This is a genomic window from Streptomyces sp. NPDC090022 (genome assembly GCF_044748145.1).
Taxonomy (GTDB): domain Bacteria; phylum Actinomycetota; class Actinomycetes; order Streptomycetales; family Streptomycetaceae; genus Streptomyces.
On sequence record NZ_JBIVFN010000018.1, the window covers coordinates 34,309 to 53,136 of the forward strand.

General features: G+C 71.8%; 17 protein-coding genes and 1 pseudogene. 8 read left to right on the plus strand and 10 right to left on the minus strand.

The window, feature by feature from the left end; translation table 11 throughout:
• Positions 1-71 precede the first annotated feature (71 nt).
• The 3 genes from ACIPXB_RS26580 to ACIPXB_RS26590 are packed head-to-tail and all read right to left on the minus strand — an operon-like array spanning position 72 to position 1,374.
• Positions 72-410: a hypothetical protein gene (locus ACIPXB_RS26580; protein ID WP_401453902.1), complete on the minus strand. Its 339-nt coding sequence runs from the start codon at positions 408-410 to the stop codon at positions 72-74.
• Entirely contained in the window at positions 407-829 is a 423-nt protein-coding gene (locus ACIPXB_RS26585) for a sigma factor-like helix-turn-helix DNA-binding protein (RefSeq protein WP_401453903.1), read from the minus strand. Before ACIPXB_RS26585 ends, ACIPXB_RS26580 begins: the two co-directional genes overlap by 4 nt.
• Positions 830-885: 56 nt before the next feature.
• The gene (locus ACIPXB_RS26590) at positions 886-1,374 is read right to left on the minus strand and encodes a MarR family winged helix-turn-helix transcriptional regulator (protein ID WP_401453904.1); all 489 of its coding nucleotides are present in this window, start codon (positions 1,372-1,374) and stop codon (positions 886-888) included.
• Between the two features lie 167 nt (positions 1,375-1,541).
• On the opposite strand from ACIPXB_RS26590, the gene ilvA reads away from it, so the two are divergent.
• Positions 1,542-2,774, plus strand: coding sequence for a threonine ammonia-lyase (ilvA, locus tag ACIPXB_RS26595; RefSeq protein WP_401453905.1), 1,233 nt, complete (start codon positions 1,542-1,544; stop codon positions 2,772-2,774).
• Between the two features lie 125 nt (positions 2,775-2,899).
• A pseudogene (locus tag ACIPXB_RS26600) lies at positions 2,900-3,343 on the plus strand (ABC transporter permease); the annotation flags it as partial.
• Positions 3,344-3,412: 69 nt separating this feature from the next.
• Here the strand turns inward: ACIPXB_RS26600 and ACIPXB_RS26605 are convergent.
• The 4 genes from ACIPXB_RS26605 to ACIPXB_RS26620 all read right to left on the minus strand — a co-directional run bounded on the left by ACIPXB_RS26605 (position 3,413) and on the right by ACIPXB_RS26620 (position 5,797).
• Positions 3,413-3,958, minus strand: a complete 546-nt coding sequence (locus tag ACIPXB_RS26605) for a GNAT family N-acetyltransferase (protein WP_401453906.1) — start codon at positions 3,956-3,958, stop codon at positions 3,413-3,415.
• Between the two features lie 188 nt (positions 3,959-4,146).
• Complete coding sequence (greA, locus tag ACIPXB_RS26610) at positions 4,147-4,644, minus strand: transcription elongation factor GreA (protein ID WP_401453907.1); 498 nt, start codon at positions 4,642-4,644, stop codon at positions 4,147-4,149.
• A gap of 109 nt (positions 4,645-4,753) precedes the next feature.
• A complete protein-coding gene (locus ACIPXB_RS26615) occupies positions 4,754-5,221 on the minus strand; it encodes a hypothetical protein (RefSeq protein WP_401453908.1) in 468 nt (155 codons plus the stop codon).
• Between the two features lie 162 nt (positions 5,222-5,383).
• Entirely contained in the window at positions 5,384-5,797 is a 414-nt protein-coding gene (locus ACIPXB_RS26620; protein ID WP_401453909.1) for a DUF4307 domain-containing protein, read from the minus strand.
• 112 nt (positions 5,798-5,909) lie between these two features.
• On the opposite strand from ACIPXB_RS26620, the gene mca reads away from it, so the two are divergent.
• Positions 5,910-6,797, plus strand: a complete 888-nt coding sequence (mca, locus tag ACIPXB_RS26625; protein WP_401453910.1) for a mycothiol conjugate amidase Mca — start codon at positions 5,910-5,912, stop codon at positions 6,795-6,797.
• On the plus strand, positions 6,794-7,033 hold the full coding sequence (locus tag ACIPXB_RS26630) for a hypothetical protein (RefSeq protein WP_401453911.1): 240 nt from the start codon (positions 6,794-6,796) through the stop codon (positions 7,031-7,033). The genes mca and ACIPXB_RS26630 overlap by 4 nt, the downstream gene beginning before the upstream one ends.
• Positions 7,034-7,369: 336 nt before the next feature.
• On the opposite strand, the gene ACIPXB_RS26635 is transcribed toward ACIPXB_RS26630, so the two are convergent.
• Positions 7,370-10,729 (minus strand): tetratricopeptide repeat protein, encoded by a 3,360-nt coding sequence (locus ACIPXB_RS26635; protein ID WP_401453912.1) that lies wholly within the window; start codon positions 10,727-10,729, stop codon positions 7,370-7,372.
• 155 nt (positions 10,730-10,884) lie between these two features.
• Positions 10,885-11,016: a hypothetical protein gene (locus tag ACIPXB_RS26640; RefSeq protein WP_401453913.1), complete on the minus strand. Its 132-nt coding sequence runs from the start codon at positions 11,014-11,016 to the stop codon at positions 10,885-10,887.
• A gap of 454 nt (positions 11,017-11,470) precedes the next feature.
• On the opposite strand from ACIPXB_RS26640, the gene ACIPXB_RS26645 reads away from it, so the two are divergent.
• Genes ACIPXB_RS26645 through ACIPXB_RS26655 form a run of 3 tightly spaced genes read left to right on the plus strand, consistent with a single transcriptional unit; the run spans position 11,471 to position 15,424 of the window.
• On the plus strand, positions 11,471-12,733 hold the full coding sequence (locus ACIPXB_RS26645; protein WP_401453914.1) for a DUF3696 domain-containing protein: 1,263 nt from the start codon (positions 11,471-11,473) through the stop codon (positions 12,731-12,733).
• Positions 12,723-13,748 (plus strand): hypothetical protein, encoded by a 1,026-nt coding sequence (locus tag ACIPXB_RS26650; protein WP_401453915.1) that lies wholly within the window; start codon positions 12,723-12,725, stop codon positions 13,746-13,748. Before ACIPXB_RS26645 ends, ACIPXB_RS26650 begins: the two co-directional genes overlap by 11 nt.
• A 35-nt stretch (positions 13,749-13,783) precedes the next feature.
• Positions 13,784-15,424, plus strand: a complete 1,641-nt coding sequence (locus tag ACIPXB_RS26655; RefSeq protein ID WP_401453916.1) for a DUF262 domain-containing protein — start codon at positions 13,784-13,786, stop codon at positions 15,422-15,424.
• A gap of 497 nt (positions 15,425-15,921) precedes the next feature.
• Here the strand turns inward: ACIPXB_RS26655 and ACIPXB_RS26660 are convergent, their stop codons facing one another.
• The gene (locus ACIPXB_RS26660) at positions 15,922-16,488 is read right to left on the minus strand and encodes a Uma2 family endonuclease (protein ID WP_401453917.1); all 567 of its coding nucleotides are present in this window, start codon (positions 16,486-16,488) and stop codon (positions 15,922-15,924) included.
• 214 nt (positions 16,489-16,702) lie between these two features.
• Between ACIPXB_RS26660 and ACIPXB_RS26665 the strand changes: the two genes are divergently transcribed.
• A complete protein-coding gene (locus tag ACIPXB_RS26665; RefSeq protein ID WP_401453918.1) occupies positions 16,703-18,772 on the plus strand; it encodes a thioredoxin domain-containing protein in 2,070 nt (689 codons plus the stop codon).
• Positions 18,773-18,828: the final 56 nt, after the last annotated feature.

The window sequence follows — 18,828 nt, forward strand, 5'->3', positions numbered from 1 at the left end:
GCCACCGGCCTTCCGGCGGCCACAGCTCTCAGCGGCCACCGGCCTTCCGGCGGCCACCCGCCCTCCGGCGGCTACCAGCCCTCCAGTGGCGGGGCGATCCGGCTCGGTGGTACCTCCCAGGGCTGGACCAGCGCCGCCCACACCGCGAACGCCACGACCGCCGCGAACAGCAGGGTCCACGCCAGCCGGCGCAGGATCCGGCGGCGGCGCAGCAGCCGGATGCCGCGCGCGGCGGCGCCGGCCGCCAGTCCCGCCGGGACCGCCGGGTGCCGGCCGTCCAGCAGCCGCCGTACCTCGGCCTCCCGGTCCGTCCCGCGCCCGCGGCCCGTCCCGCGACCGGCGCCTCCGCCGCCCGCGCCCGCGCCGTTCGCCGTCCGGCCGTTCGGCGCCTCGTCCGTGCCCCCGCTCACACCGCCGCCCCGTGCGGACGTACGCCGGCCATCGCGCGGTTGAGCAGCACCCGGACCCGCTCCGGCGGGACTCCGAGCAGGGCCGCCGTCTGTTCCTCCGCCACGCCCTCGTAGACGCGCAGCACCAGCACCAGCCGCTCCGGCGGCGCCAGTGCCGCCAACACCCCGCCCCGGCCGCGGTGGTGACGCCACGCGTTCCGGGCGAATGCCGCGCACAGCTCCGCGCGCGTGGCGGCGTACGGATCGTCGCCCCGCAGCCGGCGCCAGTCGGCGTACGTGCGCGCCAGCGCGCCCGACAGCAGCCGCCGCGCGGCGCTCCCGTCCTCCTCCGGCTCCGCCGTCAGCAGGGTCGCGACGTGCAGCAGCCGCCCCGCCGCTCCCGCGACGAAGGCCTCGAACTCCCCGTAGAGCTGGTCCACAGGCTCATACTGCGGGTTCGCTCACTACCCGGGTCAAGAGGTGGGGAGCCCTCCGCTCACGAGCTGGGACCGGCCTCCGCGACCGCGCCCATCAGGTCCGACAGCGACAGGTTGAAGCGGGTCAGCAGCGCCGTGAAGGATTCGCGCTCCTGCTCCGTCCAGCCCTCGGTCACGCGCGCCATCAGCTCGCGCCGCGACGAGCGCACCTCCTCCAGCCTCGCCAGGCCCCGCGGCGACAGCGCCAGCACGACCGCCCGCCCGTCCTCGGGGTGCGAGGTGCGCTTGACCAGGCCGGTGTCGACCAGCGGCGCGACCTGGCGGGTGACGGTGGAGGAGTCGATCCCCATACCGCCCGCGAGCGCCTTGACGCCCATCGGACCTTCCAGATCCAGCCGGTTCAGGAGCAGGTAGGCGGCGCGGTCCATCGAGTTGCGGGCCTGGCCGACTCCGCCCAGGCGCGTCTGCTCGGCCCGGCGGGCGAACACCGCCACCTGATGCTGGAGCGCGTCGAGCAGGAGGTCGGAATTGGCCGGGTTGGAGGGCATGGCCGTGGGCTCTCTTCGGGTGGGTCCGACAGGGTTGGGGGACAGAGTACGCCGCTGCGCTGCGGCTCGTACGCCTCGTGCGCCAACTGGTACGGCCGGCGTCCGGCCCTCCTCGTACCGATTCCGTATGGCGAGAACTCGCCCCCGTCGGCTGCGAGACTTGCGGCATGACCTACCGTGTGCCGCGCCCCGTCCCCCAGGTGATCCTCGACGACGTCCGGGGCGCCCAGAAGATGCTCTCGGGCGTCTCGCGGGTGACCCCGATGGAGGGCAGCCGGCACCTGTCCGCGCAGGTCGGCGCGCCGGTGCACCTCAAGTGCGAGAACCTCCAGCGCACCGGCTCCTTCAAGCTGCGCGGTGCGTACGTGCGGATCGCCGGCCTGCGGCCCGAGCAGCGCGCCGCCGGCGTGGTCGCCGCCAGCGCCGGCAACCACGCGCAGGGAGTGGCACTGGCCTCCGCCCTCCTGGGGGTCCGTTCCACCGTTTTCATGCCGGTGGGCGCCCCGCTGCCGAAGGTCTCCGCCACCCAGGAGTACGGCGCCGAGGTGAGGCTGCACGGTCAGGTCGTCGACGAGACGCTGGCCGCCGCGCAGGAGTACGCCGAGAAGACCGGCGCGGTCTTCATCCACCCCTTCGACCACCGCGACATCATCGCGGGCCAGGGCACGGTGGGCCTGGAGATCCTGGAACAGTGCCCGGAGGTGCGCACGATCGTCGTCGGCATCGGCGGCGGCGGGCTGGCCGCCGGGATCGCGGTCGCGGTCAAGGCGCTGCGCCCGGACGTACGGATCATCGGCGTACAGGCGGCGGGCGCCGCGGCGTACCCGCCCTCGCTGCTGGTGGGCCACCCGGTGTCCATCGACGAGCCGGCGACCATGGCGGACGGCATCAAGGTCGGGCGGCCCGGCGACGTCCCGTTCGCCATCATCGCCGATCTCGTCGACGACGTCCGTACGGTCTCCGAGGACGCGCTCTCCAGCGCTCTGCTGCTGTGCCTGGAGCGGGCCAAGCTCGTCGTCGAGCCGGCCGGCTGCAGCCCGGTCGCGGCCCTGCTGAGCGAGCCGGAGCTGTACGGGGCGGGCCCGGTGGTGGCGGTGCTGTCCGGCGGCAACGTGGACCCGCTGCTGCTCCAGCGCGTGCTGCGGCACGGCATGGCGGCGGCCGGGCGGTTCCTGTCGATGCGGCTGCGGGTGGCCGACCGGCCGGGGGCACTGGCCGGGCTGCTGGGGGTGTTGTCAGTGGTGGATGCGAACGTGTTGGACGTGAGCCACGTACGGACCGATCCGCGGCTGGGGCTCACGGAGGTGGAGGTGGAGCTGCACTTGGAGACCAAGGGGCCGGAGCACTGCACCGAGGTCGCGCGGGCGCTGCACAGCGCGGGGTACCGGGTCATGGACTGACCGCCTGACCGCCTGACCGCCTGACCGCCTGACCGCCTGACCGCCTGACCGCTCGGGGCCGGGGCCGTTCCCGCCCGGGCCCCGGGGCCAACGGCGGGCCGGGCAGGACCCGTTGTGCACTGGACGGCGCGGTCCTGACCGGCCGGACCCTGGCCGACCTGGTCCAGACGACGCTCACCCTCGTCGCCCTCGTCGCCCTCGTCGTCGTCGCCCTGATCGTCGGCCGGCGCACCCACACCAGCGCCGGCGAGGTGCTGGCGGGCTTCGCCCTGCTGCTCCTGCTGGGGTACGCGTTCTCGTGGATCGGCGCCCTGATCGGCCTGTCGGTGCGCACGCCCGAGGCGGCGACCACGGGCCGCGCCCACGACGCGGTCAGGTACCAGCGGCCACGGCCCACATCCAGGTGGATGCGGTAGGCCAGCGTTCAGGCCGCCCGCGAGCTCTTCGGCAACCTGCCGCCGGGCTACCCGGTACCGGACGCCTGGCCGATGCAGCACCCCGTGGTGGCATCGGTCCTGTGGTCGGTCCTGATCGTGGTGGTCTTCCGGACCCTCGCGGTCCGCAAGTAACGCTCGGCGACCGCCTGACCCGGGCCCCCGCGCCCGGGCGGGCCGGGTGCGGTGGCTGCGAGGAGGGCGTCAGGGGCGGTCCAGGCCCCACGTCTGCAGGGCGAAGGGCCGGCCCTTCTCCTCCCCCTTGATCAGCGGTACGTCGAGCAGGCGGAAGCCCGCCTTGGTGGCGACCGCGACGCTGGCGGCGTTCTCGGCCTCCAGCTCCAGGATCACCTGCTCGGCGCCGAGCTCCTCGAAGGCGTACGCGGCCATCAGCCGTACCGCCCGCGCGGCCAGCCCCTGGCCGCGGTGCGCCGGGCCGACCGCGTAGCCGATCTCCGTGCCCTCGGGGGCGCGCTTGAGCATCGCCTCGCCCAGCGGGGCGCCGCCGTCGACGGTGATGGCGAGCAGGATGGCCGTGCCCTGCGCCCGCAGCGTGCGGGCCCGCTCCAGGCGGGTGCGGGCGGCGTCGTCGTCGAAGGGGGAGACGATCGGCGTCCAGTACGCGATGTCGGGGTGGTCGAACAGGTCCGGCATCGCGGCCAGGTCCGCCTCCGTCCAGTCGCGCAGGACCAGCCCCTCTCCCGTGAGCTCGATCCGGTCGGGGAAGGGTGACGTGGTGCTGCTGCTCATGGTGGGGGACCTCCCTGGCGTGGTCAGGACGAGGCAGGATAACCAGGGGCGGGCCCCCGCCCGCACCCGGATTTCCGCCGCCGGGACCGCCCGGGACCGCCCGGGACCGCCTGGGACGGCGGCCGGCATGCGCGGAGCCCCCGCCGGACCGGTCCGGCGGGGGCTCTGGCGTCGGTTGCGGGGCCTGGTCAGCCGGTGAAGGGCTTGACGTCCAGGATCTTGACCGAGGCCTTCTTGCCGTTCGGCAGCTCGTACTCGGCGTCCTCGCCCGTCCGCTTGCCCATCACTCCGGTGCCCAGCGGGGACTGGGGGGAGTAGGTCTCGAAGGCCGAGGACGCGTACTCGCGCGAGGCCAGCAGGAACTCCATGGTGTCGTCCAGGTCGCCGTCGAAGGCGATGGTCACGACGGTGCCGGGCGCGACGACGCCGTCGGACGCGGGCGCGGTGCCGACCTTGGCGTTCTCCAGGAGCTGCGTCAGCTGGCGCACGCGGAGCTCCTGCTTGCCCTGCTCCTCCTTGGCGGCGTGGTAACCGCCGTTCTCCCGCAGGTCACCTTCTTCACGGGCGGCAGCGATCTTCGCGGCGATCTCCGTGCGTGCGGGACCAGACAGGTACTCCAGCTCGGCCTTGAGCTGGTCGTACGCCTCCTGGGTCAGCCAGGTGACGCTCTCGCTCGTCTGGGTCACAGGTGCTCCTCGTCGGTACAGGGGACTACGTGGTCGCCGTCAGTGGGCGAAACCACGAGCCTAACAATTCGGGCCGAAAAGGGGGAGGAGACCAGACGTGTGAACTGTGTCAGAGATGCGTATGCACGAGCTCTGCCAGTGCCGCCCGCGCGGGCGGCCCGCTCCGGACCCCGGGCGTGCCGCTCCAGGACGTCCCGCCCATCAGCCAGGCGGCGACGTCGTCCGCGTCTCCGAGCCGGTCCAGCCCGGCGCGCAGGAGGGTCCGCTGGGTGGGGGTGAGGCCGCCCGCGCCGGCCGCCGGGATCCCGTCGGGGAAGGCGCGGGCGCCCAGGGCGAGGGAGATCCGGCCGCGGGTGCCGGACCACGGGGCGAAGAAGCCGTCGGCGGGCGGCAGCAGCCGGGGCAGGACCGCGAGCACCGCGGGGAGGACCTCCGCGAGGTCCGCCGCGCCCGCCACCGCCGCCTCCAGCAGGGTCAGCGGGAACCACGGGTCACCCAGCCACGCCTCGGCGGCGTCCGGGTCGGCCAGCGCGGCCGCTGTTCTGGTGGCGGCCGAGGCAGGGCAGGGCGGTGGCATCGCCCGCCGCGAGGCGGCGCAGCACGCCGGGGAGCGCGGGGTCGGGCCCGTGGCCGCTGTCCAGCGACGCCCAGTCGGTGGCGTCGACCAGCCGCGCGGGATCCGGGAGCTGCGCGGGATCCGGGGGCTGCGCGGGATCCGGAAGATCCGCGGGAGTCACCCTCAGCGGGCCGTGCCGGCCGGCTGGCAGCCGACCAGCTCGATCATCGTCGCGCGGGCCTTGGTCTTCAGGACCACGAGCTCGTCCACGCGCCGGGAGTTCTGGTCGAAGGTGTAGTCGGCGCGGCCGACCTCGTCGTGCGAGCGGTCCTGCGAGCTCAGCGTGCACACCCCGGTGACGCCGGCCTCCTTGCGGACCTCCAGGTGGACCTGCACCTCGGAGTCGGAGACCACCTCGAACTTGATCACCTCGGCGCTCACCGACTGGCCGCCGACGTAGTCCCAGCCGATCCAGCCGACGACGCCGAGCAGGGCGACGCCCAGCACCGAACCGACGATCTTGAGCTTGCGGTCCGCGCGCTCGTCCGCCGACCGGCCGTAACGGCCCTCGGGCAGTCCCTCGCGTACGGCGCTCATCGATCGCTCCTCGAGTCTGGGGGCCGGGCTGGTGCCACCCCGGAATTTTTCCGCCCCCCGATTCGGTCACTATAGAAGCCGACCATCGCGCCGAATCACAGAGGATCCTGTCTTGACCGAGCAGCTTCGACTGATGGCCGTCCACGCCCACCCCGACGACGAGTCGAGCAAGGGCGCGGCCACCATGGCCAAGTACGTGTCCGAGGGGGTGCCCGTGCTGGTGGTGACCTGCACCGGCGGCGAGCGCGGCTCGATCCTCAATCCCAAGCTCCAGGGCGACAAGTACATCGAGGAGCACATCCACGAGGTCCGCGCCAAGGAGATGGACGAGGCGCGCGAGATCCTCGGCGTCGAGCAGGAGTGGCTGGGGTACGTCGACTCCGGCCTGCCCGAGGGCGACCCGCTGCCGCCGCTGCCCGAGGGCTGCTTCGCGCTGGAGGACGTCGACGAGGCGGCCGGCCGGCTCGTAAAGAAGATCCGCGCGTTCCGTCCGCAGGTCATCACGACGTACGACGAGAACGGCGGCTACCCGCACCCCGACCACATCATGACCCACAAGATCTCGATGGTGGCGTTCGACGGGGCGGCGGACACCGAGAAGTACCCGGAGGCGGAGTTCGGCCCGGCGTACCAGCCGCAGAAGCTCTACTACAACCAGGGCTTCAACAAGCCGCGCACGATCGCGCTGCACGAGGCACTGCTGGACCGGGGCATAGAGTCGCCGTACGGGGAGTGGCTGGAGCGCTGGAAGGAGTTCGAGCGCACCGAGCGGACGCTGACCACGCACGTGCCCTGCGCGGACTTCTTCGAGATCCGTGACAAGGCGCTGATCGCGCACGCCACGCAGATCGACCCCGACGGGGGCTGGTTCCGGGTGCCGATGGAGATCCAGAAGGAGGTCTGGCCGACGGAGGAGTACGAGCTGGCGAAGTCGCTCGTCGACACGTCCCTCCCCGAGTCCGACCTCTTCGCGGGCATCCGGGAGAATGCGGAAGCATGAGCGCTACGCAGGCAGCAATCACCCAGCTCGTTCCGCTGGCCGCCGACACCTTCGACAAGAACAAGGTGACGCCCGGCATCCTCGGCTTCCTCGTCTTCGCGGCCCTGGCCGTGGGCGTGTGGGCCCTGATGAAGTCGATGAACCGGCACATGGGGCGCGTGAACTTCGACGAGGCCCCCGAGCCGGCGCGAGCCGGGACCGCGTCGCCGGCGCAGTCGGACGCCACCACCTCCTGACGCCCCGCGGGGCTCCGCCCCGGCCAGCGGGGCTCCGGCCCCCGGCCCGCGGCGTTCGGCCGGCCGTTCAGCGCCTCGGGCGCGCCCATCCAGCCTCGCCGGTGTGTGAGGCGCGGGGTGTGGGGCGGAGCCCCACCCGCGAGCCCGGCCGGCGCCTGAGGCGTGCGGTGGCCTCGGCCACGGCTGGTTCCGGCGGGCGGGGGCGCTGCTCCTGAGCCCTACGCCTCAAACGCCGGCGGGGCCGGCTACGCGGCCCCGGGGCGCGGCCCCGCCCCCCTCGGGCGCCGGCGAAGCCGGTACGCGGGACGCAGGGCCGACGGCGGGGTGTCGTGGCCGTTACGTCGGCCGGGGGACGCCCAGGACCTCGCGGGAGTGGCGGTCCGGGATCAGGGACAGGCGCCAGCCCGGCCAGTCTTCGCCCGGGGCGGTGCCCCGTGACAGGAGCACGCCGAACGCGTCCAGGCATTCCGACAGGCGGCGGTCCCGCGACGGGTGGGGATCCGTCCGCAGGGCCGCCAGCTCGGCGGCGGCCGCGTCGGACCCGGCCGACCCGGCCCCCGCTGCCGCGGACCCTGCTGCCGCGGACCCTGCTGCCGCGGACCCCGCTGCTCCGGACCCCGCGGCCCCGGCGTACGGCAGCAGCGTGCAGCGCAGGAAGCGGGCCCAGTCGCCGCCCCGCCGGTCGTCGTACGACGCGAACAGCCGGCCCGCCTCCTCGCACAGCGCCACCGCCGCCGGCACCCGCCCGTTGCCCGCGTCGATCACCGCCAGTTCCAGGCACGTCCAGCCCTCCCCGTGCGCCAGCCCGATCCGCCGGAAGTCGGCCCGCGCGTCCACCAGCAGCTGCCGCGCGAAGCCGGAGTTGCGCAGGTTCCCGGTCAGCGCCGCCCGCTGGTCCCGGGTGACCCGCCCCGAGTGGTGGCGGGCGCACGCCAGCCCGTACCCGTCCCGCATCCGCGAGAACATCGTCCGCGCCCGCTCCAGCTCCCGCACCGCCGGATCCCGGTCGCCGGACTCCTCCAGCGCCTGGCCCAGGTGGTACAGCGTCCACGCCTCGCCCCGCGCGTCCTCCGCCTCCCGGTGCCGCGCCAGCGCCTCGCGCAGCCGCTCCAGGCCCCCCGCCGCGTCCCCGGCCACCACCCGCGCCCGCCCCAGCTGGGTCAGCGCCCACGCCTGGCCGCGGCCGTCGCGCGTCCGCCCGTACAGCTCCAGCGCCAGCCCCAGCTCCGCCTCCGCCCGCGCCACGTCGCCCGACCGCAGGAACACCTGGCCCAGCTGGAAGTGCGCCCACGCCTCGCCGTGCACGCTCTCGTTCTCCCGGTGCAGTACCAGCGACCGCTCCAGCAGGCCCGCCGCCTCCGACAGCCGCGACAGGTCCCGCTCCACCGCGCCCAGCGCGTGCAGCGCCCACGCCCGGTCGCCCGCCAGCTCCGGCGGCTCCTGGAGGGCGATCGCCTCCCGGATCCGGCCCGCCGCCTCCGTCAGCTGCCCCTGGTGGTGCAGCGTGATGCCCAGCGACACCAGGGCCCGGGCCGCCCCCGCCTCGTGGTGCGCCTCGAAGTACTGGTCCACCACCGACGTCAGCGTCGTGTGCGCCGTGTCCAGGTCGCCCAGCTGGCGCGCCGCGATGCCCGTACGCCACCGCACCGACCGCACCAGCACCCCTTCCTCCCCGGCCCCGGCCCCGGCCCCGGCGCCGTCCCCGTCACCGGCCCCTGCCCCCGCCCCTGCCCCGGACTCTGCCGACGCCCGCTCCACGGCCCGCGCCAGCTCGTCGATCTCACCGAGCCGGTACAGGTCGCCGCGCAGCAGACAGAAGTCGCACAGCGCGCCCAGCAGGTCCAGCACCACCCGCCGGTCCACGCCCTCGGTGTGCCGCAGCGCCGCCGTGATGAAGCTCGACTCCTCCTCCAGCCAGCGCAGCGCCGCGTCGAGCGAGCTGAAGCCGTGCCCGCCGAACTGGTGCGCGCGGGTCGACGTCTTCCCGTCGACCATCCGGATCACGGCGTCCGCGAGCTGTGCGTACGTACGGATCAGCCGCTCGTGCGCGGCCGCCGCCCCCGCCCGGTCCTCGTCGGCCGCCAGCCGCTCCGCCGCGTACGAGCGGACCGCGTCGTGCATCCGGTACCGCTCCCCGCGCACCCGGTCGATCAGCCCGGCCCGGCACAGCTCGTCGAGCCCGCGCCGCGCCGCCGCCTGCGGTACGTCGGCCAGCGCGGCCGCCGCCGCGACGCCGAGCGAGGCCCGCCCGGCCAGCGGCAGCCGGCGCAGCAGCAGCCGCCGCTCCTCCGGCAGCCGCGCGTACGCCCGGCCCAGCGCCTGCTCGAGGGCCCCCTCCGGCGCCCGCACCCCGTCGTCCCCCGCGCCAGCGCCCAGCGGCGCCAGGATCCGCAGAGCCAGCGGCAGCCCGCCCCCGTCCGCCACCAGACCCCCGACCCAGTCCCCGTCCCCCTCCCCCTGCGCACCCTGTTCGCCGGCCACCGCCGCCGCCCGTACCAGCTCCGCCGCGTCCGCCGGCCCCAGCCGCTCCACCGGCAGGTGGTGCACCCACGCCGCCAGATCCGCCGGCAGTTCCAGCGGCTCCCGCGCCGTGACCAGCACCAGGCTGTCCGAGTGCTCCGGAACCAGCGCCCGGACCTGGTCCGCGTCCGAGGCGTCGTCGAGGACCACCGTCACCGGCAGCCCGTGCAGGTGCTGGAGGTACAGCTCGCCCAGGTGCCGCACCTGCTGCTCCTGCGACGACCGCTCCCGGAACAGCAGCTGCTCGCGCGGTGCGCCCAGCCGGTTCAGAAGGTGCAGCAGCGCCTCGCGCGTCGGCAGCGGCGAGAGCCCGCCCGGCGAACCGCCCCGCAGGTCCACCACGCACGCCCCACGGAACTGGTCGCGCACCTGGTGGGCCGCGCGCACCGCCAGCGCCGTGCGGCCCGCCCCCGGTTCGCCGTGCAGGACCACCACCACCGGCCGGGTCCGCGTGCTGGCGCGCGCCGCCCGTACCCACTGCGCGATCCGCGTCAGCTCCTCCCGGCGGCCCACGAACGGCCCGGCGGGCTCCGGCAGCTGCCCGAAGGACTGCTCCAGCGCGTGCCGCCGGCGCGCCTGCGCACTGCGGTCCGACCCGCGCAGCCGCGGCCCCGCCGCCGCCCCCGCCGAAGCCGGCGGCCGCGCGGTGCGCGCCGCCGCCACCAGGCGCTGCTGCTCCAGGAACGGCCGCACCCCCCGTACCTCCAGCGCCGACAGCCACTGGAGCCGCAGCTGCTGCGGACCGCCCGGCTGGCCCAGCGCCCCGGCCCTGCGGTGCGCCGCCGGTACGTGCGCCGCGGTCACCTTCGCCACCGTGGCCGCCGCCCCGGCCACGCCCACGACGGCGCCCGCGGCCAGCGCCGTACCGGAGGCGACGCCCAGCGCGAGGTCCGCCCCGAACGCGGCGGCCGCCGCGACCCCCGTCACCAGCAGCGCCGTCGAGGTGTTCGCCCGCCGAAACGATTCACCCAACGACCGCTCCCCGGCCGCCGCCTCGTCCAGAGCCCGTACGTACGCCTCGTACTCCTCGGCGGCGCTCGCGGCGAGCGCGTCCAGCGCCTCCCGGCCGCGCGCCAGCAGCGCCGCCTTGTCGATCCCCGCGCCGGGCCGCCGCGCCTCCTCCTCCACGGCCCGCACCAGCATCTGCTCGGCCTCGCTCCGATGACTCTCCCGCACCAGCAACCTCCTCCGATCGGGGTCCCCAAGTGTGCGCCGGTGCAGGCCCGAGTGCGAAGCAATCTGAGCTGGATCAGAGGAAGTTGACACACCGATCGCGCTCCCGGGCAGCTGCGGGACAGCCGCCGGGCAGGCGCGGGACGACTTCTCCGTTCCTACACGTCCCCAAGATCGACCGTGACGAGCTCCTCGGCCATACGGCGGATCACGGGCTTCGGCTCGGCCGTCCGGTACATCCGTACCGCACGCTCACGCAACTCCAGCGGGTACTTCCTCGGTGCAGGCATCGACTGGTCTCCTCTCATGAGACCCATCTGACCCTCTGTCACCCATCCCCGCATCTCGGGGGAACCTCAACCCGACACCAGCCGCATCAAGGGGGCCGAGCTGTTGCCAGCCGCAGGCAATGTCGACCGTACCCCTTCCATCAGGTCCAAGGGCGGGCCAGGCCGCAGCCCGGGGGAAGCTGATCGGCCTGCTGCCCTTCCTGGCGCTCAGGCCCACAACCGGGCGGAGCGCCTCTGCCGCCCAGGGGAGGGCTGTTGTGCGGAGGCTGGGGTCCCGTCATCTGGAACTCCGAGGCAGACGTCGGGCATCTCCGTAGGTGGAAGAGCGAAACTCGGGTGCGGAGCTACCACCGTCTGAGAGTATTACCGTGGCTAGGCTGGCGGGCTGCTGTAGCGGTGTTCGCTGAGTTCGGCACGGCCTCGCCAGACATGGTTCGACTGAACGGGAGCCCAGGTGTCGTTGGAACGGTTCTCGCTGGAGAACTATCGCTGCTTCAGGGAGAGGCAGGAGGTGGAGCTTGGAAAGATTACGGTGGTGCTGGGCCGGAACAATTCCGGCAAGAGTGCCGTTGTGCGAGCGCTCCCGCTCCTTTCCCTCGGTATCCACGGCGACTCCCCGTACCCTCTGGACCTCGACCTGATCCAGGGCTTCACTCCTTCGTTCGCCGATCTAATCCATGGCTCGTCACCCCATGGGCACATTCGCCTGGGAGCGTCGATCGGGCGCGAGGACGGCGAGACCGTCAGCGCCACCGCCGAGGTCCAGAACATCGCCAACCAGGGAATGCAGCTGGTCTCCTCAGTGCAGATCTCCTGCGGGACGGAGGTCGCGAACCTCTCCTGGATGCCCGGCATCGACGCCTACTCCCCGGAGAAGCGCGCGTATCTTGTCGACGGCCAGGAGGCTAAAGTCGGATTTCGCGGGCTGCTGCCTGATCCGGCCGACTGGCCGGACTCGGTCGGCGGTGTCAGCGGCGTCACTGGGCTAATTCGGGAAGGTCTCGACGAGATCCGGTATCTGGGTCCGTTCAGGAAGAGCCCGGAGCGTTTCTTCCGGTCTCCGGCCAGAACCCTGGGCAGCGTCGGCTATCGGGGCGAGAGGGCGCTCGGCATGCTCGCCGCGGACGAGGTCTACGGGCGTGGTCTGATCGGCCGTGAGGTGAACACCCTGCTGGAAATCATCCTGCCCGGGTGGCGCCTCGAAGTCACCGACGTCGGCTCCGGGATGTACATCCCCAAGCTGCGTTCCCTGCGCGACCCCGATCTCGTCGTCCACATCGACGACGTCGGCACCGGTGTGGTCCAGTTCCTGCCGATCGTGATCCAGCGGGCCGCGGACCGCGTGGAACCGCCCGCCGGGCCGGTGATTGAGATCGTGGAGGAGCCCGAACTCCATCTCCATCCTTCGGCGCACGCCGCGATCGCCGATCTCTACATCGACGCCGTGCAGGAGTCGCAGGTGCGCTTCCTGGTGGAGACACACAGCGAGAACTTCCTCCTCAGGCTGCGCCGACGGGTCGCGGAGCGGAAGCTGGCGCCGGAAGATGTGAAGATCTACTTCGTCGAGCAGGCGGAGGGGGCTGCCATCCTGCGGAAGATCGAGGTGGACGCCCTCGGCAACCTCGACTACTGGCCGCGGGGGGTCTTCGCGGAGGACTTCGAGGAGGTGCGCGCCCTCGCGGACGCGCAGGCGAATCGGATCGACGATGCGCGTTGAGATTCCCGTCGACCTGCTGAAGGGCCGTCAGGGCGACGAGAACGCAGAGCTCATATTGAAGCTGATCGCGTTCTTCAGGGAGGCGCGGCACGAGTGGGCGATCTCCCCGCGTGATGTGGACGCCGTCCATACGTTCCTGGAGCGTCACCTCCCGGTCCTGGCGCAGAGCTACCTGCTACTCGCGCAGAAGGCGAGCATGGCGCAGGCCTGGGCGCCGCACGAGGGGACCGCGGGCATGGTCAGGGTGACCGGCGAGACGCTCACGGCGGACATCCGTGACCTGGAGCGGCCAGCCGTGCTGGTCGTGGAGAACGCGATCTATGACTGGCAGATGATCGAGGCGCTCGCGCGCCTGCTCGGCTGCGAGGATGTCATCGACGCTAAGGCGGGGAGTCGCCTCGGTGTGTACAACGGAGGTGGCAAGGACGGGGCGACCGTGCACGCGGTCGACCAGGCCGCGCAGTTCTCCCGTACCAAGCGTGTGGTCCTCGTCATCGACAGCGACAGCTTCCACCCCATGGACCGGACCGACAATCACGAGAAGGCCGAAGCCGCGGCCCGCGAAGGCGTGAGTGCGCACGTCCTCAGCTTCCGGGAGATGGAGAACTACATTCCCAACCGGGTTCTGGCCCGGCAGCCGAAGAAGACCGTCGGAATGTCCTCCATGGCCAAGCGCTTGGAGTCCCTCAAGACTTTCTCGCCCGCGCAGCGAGCCCACTTCGACATGAAGCACGGATTCAAGGGGAAGCAGCAGAAGGGTGCCGACCAGAAGGGGCGCCACTCCAAGAAGGCGGGGGCCACCTACGTCATCCCGCCGCGCCACGGTGATCTGTACGACGAAGTGGCGGAGCAGGATCTCATCACCCTCCAGGAGGGATTCGGAACGGACTTGCCGGGCCTGTTCCTGCAAGAGGTGATGCGCGGCGGCATATCGGAGCGGGACCTGGACGGCCTGGGCCCCGGAGCGAAACAGGAATTGCGATCGATGTTCGAAACGATTCGGGGCGTGATCTGAGCATGGGAGACATCGAGGTGGTTAAGGATATCTCCGTGGTGCCGGAGGTTCACTTCCTGGAGCAGGTCCTGGAGCGGATTGCGCAGGGCGAGCTGCGGGTGCCGAAGTTCCAGCGCCCGTTCCTGTGGCGCCCCGAGCAGATGCTCCAGCTCTTCGACAGCATGGAGCGCGGCTACCCGATGGGCAGCCTACTCATCTGGGAGACCACCATGCCGCTCGAAAGCCTCGACACCATCGGTGGGCGCAGGATTCCGCCGGCACCGGAAGGGGCGAAGGTCGCGTACGTCCTGGACGGCCACCAGCGGCTCTCGACGCTCTTCGGCGTCCTCCACCGCTCGGCCGACGCCCCGCGGTCCGCGCGCCAGGAGGACTGGATGTGGTGGGTCTACCGGCCGCTCGTCCGGTCGGAACACGACGGCGTGCGCTACCGCCACCAGAAGAGCGGCGAGCCGGTGCCCAGCCACTACCTCCCCATGCGGTCCGTACTGGGGACTCTGGACTTTCTCGAATACGCACGGACGCTGTCCGACGTCTCCCACTCCCGCGATGAGGCCGACCGCCTCACCAAGGAGAGCGAGCGCATCGCGAAGCGGGTGAAGAACTACAAGGTCTCCGTGGTGCGTATGGAGGGCGGCACTCTCCAGCAGGCCATCGAGGTCTTCTCCAGGATTAACAGCAGCGGCCAGAAGATGCGTCCCGACCAGATGGTCTCCGCACTGACCTACGGGACCATCGGCTCGGAGACGCTCAGCGACAAGATGGAGGAGATCAAGGGGCGGATCGCCGCTTCGGGCTTCGGCGAGATCCCGATCATGACGATCTTCCAGACCGTCCTCGCGCTGTCCGGCGAGGAGGACGTATATGGGGACACCTCCTGGGAGACGATGGCCCGCAAGGTCCAGGGTCAGCTCACGACCGCGGTGGAGGACACCGACCTGATCCTCCAGCAGGTGGTCGAGTTCCTGCGGGAGGAGGTCCGGGTCCCGCTGGCTCGCCTGGTTCCCTACAACATCCAGATCATGCTGCTCGCCGTCTTCTTCCACTTCTCCGACAAGGTCGAAGTGGAGCAGCGGGGCAAGCTTCGGCACTGGTTCTGGACCACGTCCCTGGCGGGCACCTTTGCCGGGTCCACCACCACCCAGGTCCGGAAATTCATTACGGAGATGAAGGCCTTCGCCCAGGGCAAGGGCGGGCTCAGCTACTCCGCTGAGCGGGCCCGTTCCTTCCCCGAACGCTTCGACTTGCGCAGCGCGCGCGTGCGCGCCTACCTCCTCTGGGACCTACAGACGTTCCCGGACCGGAAGAACCTCGACGGCGGCACCGCCAACGTGCTGGAACAGCTGGCGACGGCGCACAGCGAGACCTATCGACACGTCATCACCCAGAGCGGGGTCCCCGGGGCTTCCAGTCCCGCCAACCGGATCGTCATGACGACGCCGCCGGGTGTGTCGATCCGGCAGGCGCTCATCAGGCTCGCGGAGGACGGGCAGACTGACATTCTGGACTCGCATGGGGTCAGCCTCGCGTCCATCGAGCACCTCAAGGCCGACGAGTTCACCGAGTTCATCCTCGCCCGGCAGCACGAACTGGCGGCGCGGGAGCGGCAGTTCATCGAGAGCTTGGGTATCAAGTCGGCAGACAAGGAGGTCGGCGAGGCCGACATCGACACCGAGTGAGGGGCAGCGAGTCCAGGCTTGTGCAGCCTCGAAGGCACAACGCGGCTTTCCTGCCCTGGAGCGGCCAGCATGGCGATCACCACATACCTGAGACCTGCTTGAACCGACCTGGCTGTGCGGGCTGCCTCTCCATCGTCCCGCGCAGCCAGGATCTTCACACGAGCTTCTACGCTCGACTCGTGAGGTCCGCCTACCTTTCCGTGCCCCCCGTATGGCCGCCGACGGTGACGTCAGCCCGTTAGCTTTGATGAACTGCAACTGGATACCAAGACTCGGCTCGCTTCTTTTGGACGGCTGCCCTGTTGGCGCGGCCGTCCGCCCACGTGCCCTTGGGTAGTTCTTGACCGGGCGCGGCTGAACGATCGTGTACGAACTGGAGTCGCATCCGCACGTGGCGAATCTGGTCCGTAGTCGGAGAATGTCCTGATGAGTCCGCGAAGCACCGTGAGGCATGCGCGGACGCTCAAGCGTCGATAGCGAGGCGACTTCTCCGTACCTTACGAGAGCCCAAGATCCACCGTGATGGAGAAAGGTGCGGTGGCCTTCACTGTGCCGGTGAACATCTCGCCGTCCCTATAAGCCTTGGTGGCAGGGTCGAGGACGTAGGTGTAGACGATCGGGACACCGGTGGCGGCCTGTTCGACCCGCCAGTAGAAGGGGATGCCGGCCTTGGCGTACTGGTCCACCTTCACGATCCGGTCGGTGGTCTCCGAACCGGGCGACACGACTTCGACGACCAGGAGTACGTGCTCGGGGCGGGTAGGCGTGAGGTCGATGGTCTCCGCCCGGTAGACGGTGACGTCCGGGCGGCGGTTGGTGAGCGGAACGTCCTGCAGGCGGACGTCGAAGCCCGTGTCCGCGTTCCAGTCCGGGCCCGCGGCGGCGTCCAGGGCATTGGCCAGGACCCGAGCCAGCCGGTTGTGCCGCTTGGAGGCGCTCGGGCTCACGACGACCATCCCGTCCACGATCTCGATGCCGGCGCACTGCTCCTCGGACCAGGAGTCGTACTGTTCGGCGCTGATCTGCGTGTGCATCCAGGCGGGCGCCACCATCTCGGCGGACATGGTGTACCTCCTTCGAGGAGCCTCGGCAGGTCCAGCGCTGCTGCGCCCAGCCTACTGTTCCGAGGTGTCGTGCCGCCCGACCAAAGCTTTGATACCGATTCTGAGGAGAAGGAGCTGCCCACCACGCGATGGCCTGCACGTGCAATTCAGCCGAGCGGGGTGGGCTCGCGAGGGTTTCGCCGGTCGTGCCAGGCGTTGTGAGAGGCTGGGCCGTATGAACCGGCTGGCTGGTGTGACCTCGCCTTATCTGCTTCAGCATGCTGACAATCCGGTCGACTGGTGGCCGTGGGAGGCCGGTGCGTTCGAAGAGGCCCGCCGGCGCGGCGTGCCGGTGTTCCTGAGCGTCGGCTACAGCGCCTGCCACTGGTGCCACGTCATGGCCCACGAGTCCTTCGAGGACGTGGAGACCGCCGCCTATCTCAACGAGCACTTCGTGTCCGTCAAGGTGGACCGCGAGGAGCGACCCGATGTGGACGCCGTCTACATGGAGGCCGTCCAGGCCGCCACGGGGCAGGGCGGCTGGCCCATGTCCGTGTTCATGACGCCGGACCAGGAGCCGTTCTACTTCGGGACCTACTTCCCGCCCGAGCCGCGCCACGGCATGCCGTCCTTCGCGCAGGTCCTCGAAGGCGTGCACACCGCCTGGACGGGCCGCCGCGACGAGGTGGCGGAAGTCGCGGCGAAGATCACTCGGGATCTTGCCGGGCGGCAGTTGAGCACCGGGGACGGCGGGGCGCCCACCGAGGAGACCCAGGCCCTGGCGCTCCTCCAGCTGACCCGGGACATCGACCCCGCGAGCGGCTGGTTCAAGGGGGACACCAAGTTCCCGCCGTCCATGGTGATCGAGTTCCTGTTGCGCCACCATGCGCGGACCGACTCCGTGGCCGCGCTGGAGATGGCGGAGGGGCTGTGCGGCGCGATGGCCCGTTCGAGCCTGTACGACCAGGTGGGGGGCGGGTTCCACCGGTACGTGCTCACTCCCCCCGGTGGTGGGACCTTGGTACCCCACTTCGAGAAGATGCTCTACGACAACGCCCTGCTCTGCCGGGTGTACGCGCACCTGTGGCGGGTCACCGGGTCCGATCTGGCGCGGCGTGTGGCGCTGGAGACCGCCGACTTCATGGTGCGGGAGCTGCGGACCGGGGAGGGTGGTTTCGCCTCCGCGCTCGACGCCGACTCCGCGGACCCGGCCACCGGTGAGCACGCCGAGGGCGCGTACTACGTCTGGACGCCGGCGCAGCTGCGGGAGGTCCTCGGTGAGGCGGACGGTGCGCTGGCCGCCGCGTACTTCGGGGTGACCGAGGAAGGCACCTTCGAGCACGGCGCGTCCGTGCTCCAGCTGCCCCAGGAGGGGCCCGTCGTCGACGGTGCGCGGATGGCGGGCATCCGCGAGCGGCTGCTGTCGGCCCGCGCCGGGCGGCCCGCCCCGGGCCGCGACGACAAGGTGGTCGCGGCGTGGAACGGGCTGGCCATCGCCGCCCTCGCGGAGTGCGGGGCGTACTTCGAGCGGCCCGACCTGATCGAGCGGGCCACCGAGGCCGCCGATCTGCTGGTGCGCGTCCACTTCGACGCCGCCGCCGGGCGCGCCCGGCTGGACCGGACCAGCAAGGACGGGCGGTCCGGCGCGCACGCGGGAGTGCTGGAGGACTACGGCGACGTGGCGGAGGGGTTCCTGGCGCTGGCCGCGGTCACGGGCGAGGGGGTGTGGCTGGAGTTCGCCGGTCTCCTCACCGATCTGATCCTCGACCGGTTCACCGCGCCGGACGGCACGCTGTACGACACCGCGCACGACGCCGAGCAGCTGATCCGCCGGCCGCAGGACCCCACCGACAACGCCGCGCCCTCCGGCTGGACGGCGGCCGCCGGCGCGCTGCTGTCGTACGCCGCGCACACCGGCTCGCAGGCGCACCGCACGGCGGCCGAGCGGGCGCTCGGGGTGGTGCACGCGCTGGGGCCGCGCGCCCCGCGCTTCATCGGACACGGGCTGGCCGTCGCCGAGGCGCTGATCGACGGGCCGCGCGAGGTGGCGGTCGTGGGGCATCCGGAGGACCCGGCGACGGCCGCGCTGCACCGGACGGCGTTGCTGGGGACGGCTCCTGGTGCCGTGGTGGCGGTCGGAAGGGCTCCGTCCGCAGACGCGGGTGCACCGGAGTTCCCCCTGTTGCACGAGCGCACGCTCGTACGCGACCTGCCCACGGCGTATGTGTGTCGGCACTTCGTCTGCGCGCGCCCTACGACAGATCTGGTCGAGTTGGCCGGGCAGTTGGGCACGGTTCAGACCTGAAAAGTCGGGAGTAGCGTCAATTCCGGTTGCTGAAAGGCTGGTTGGGAAACACGTTT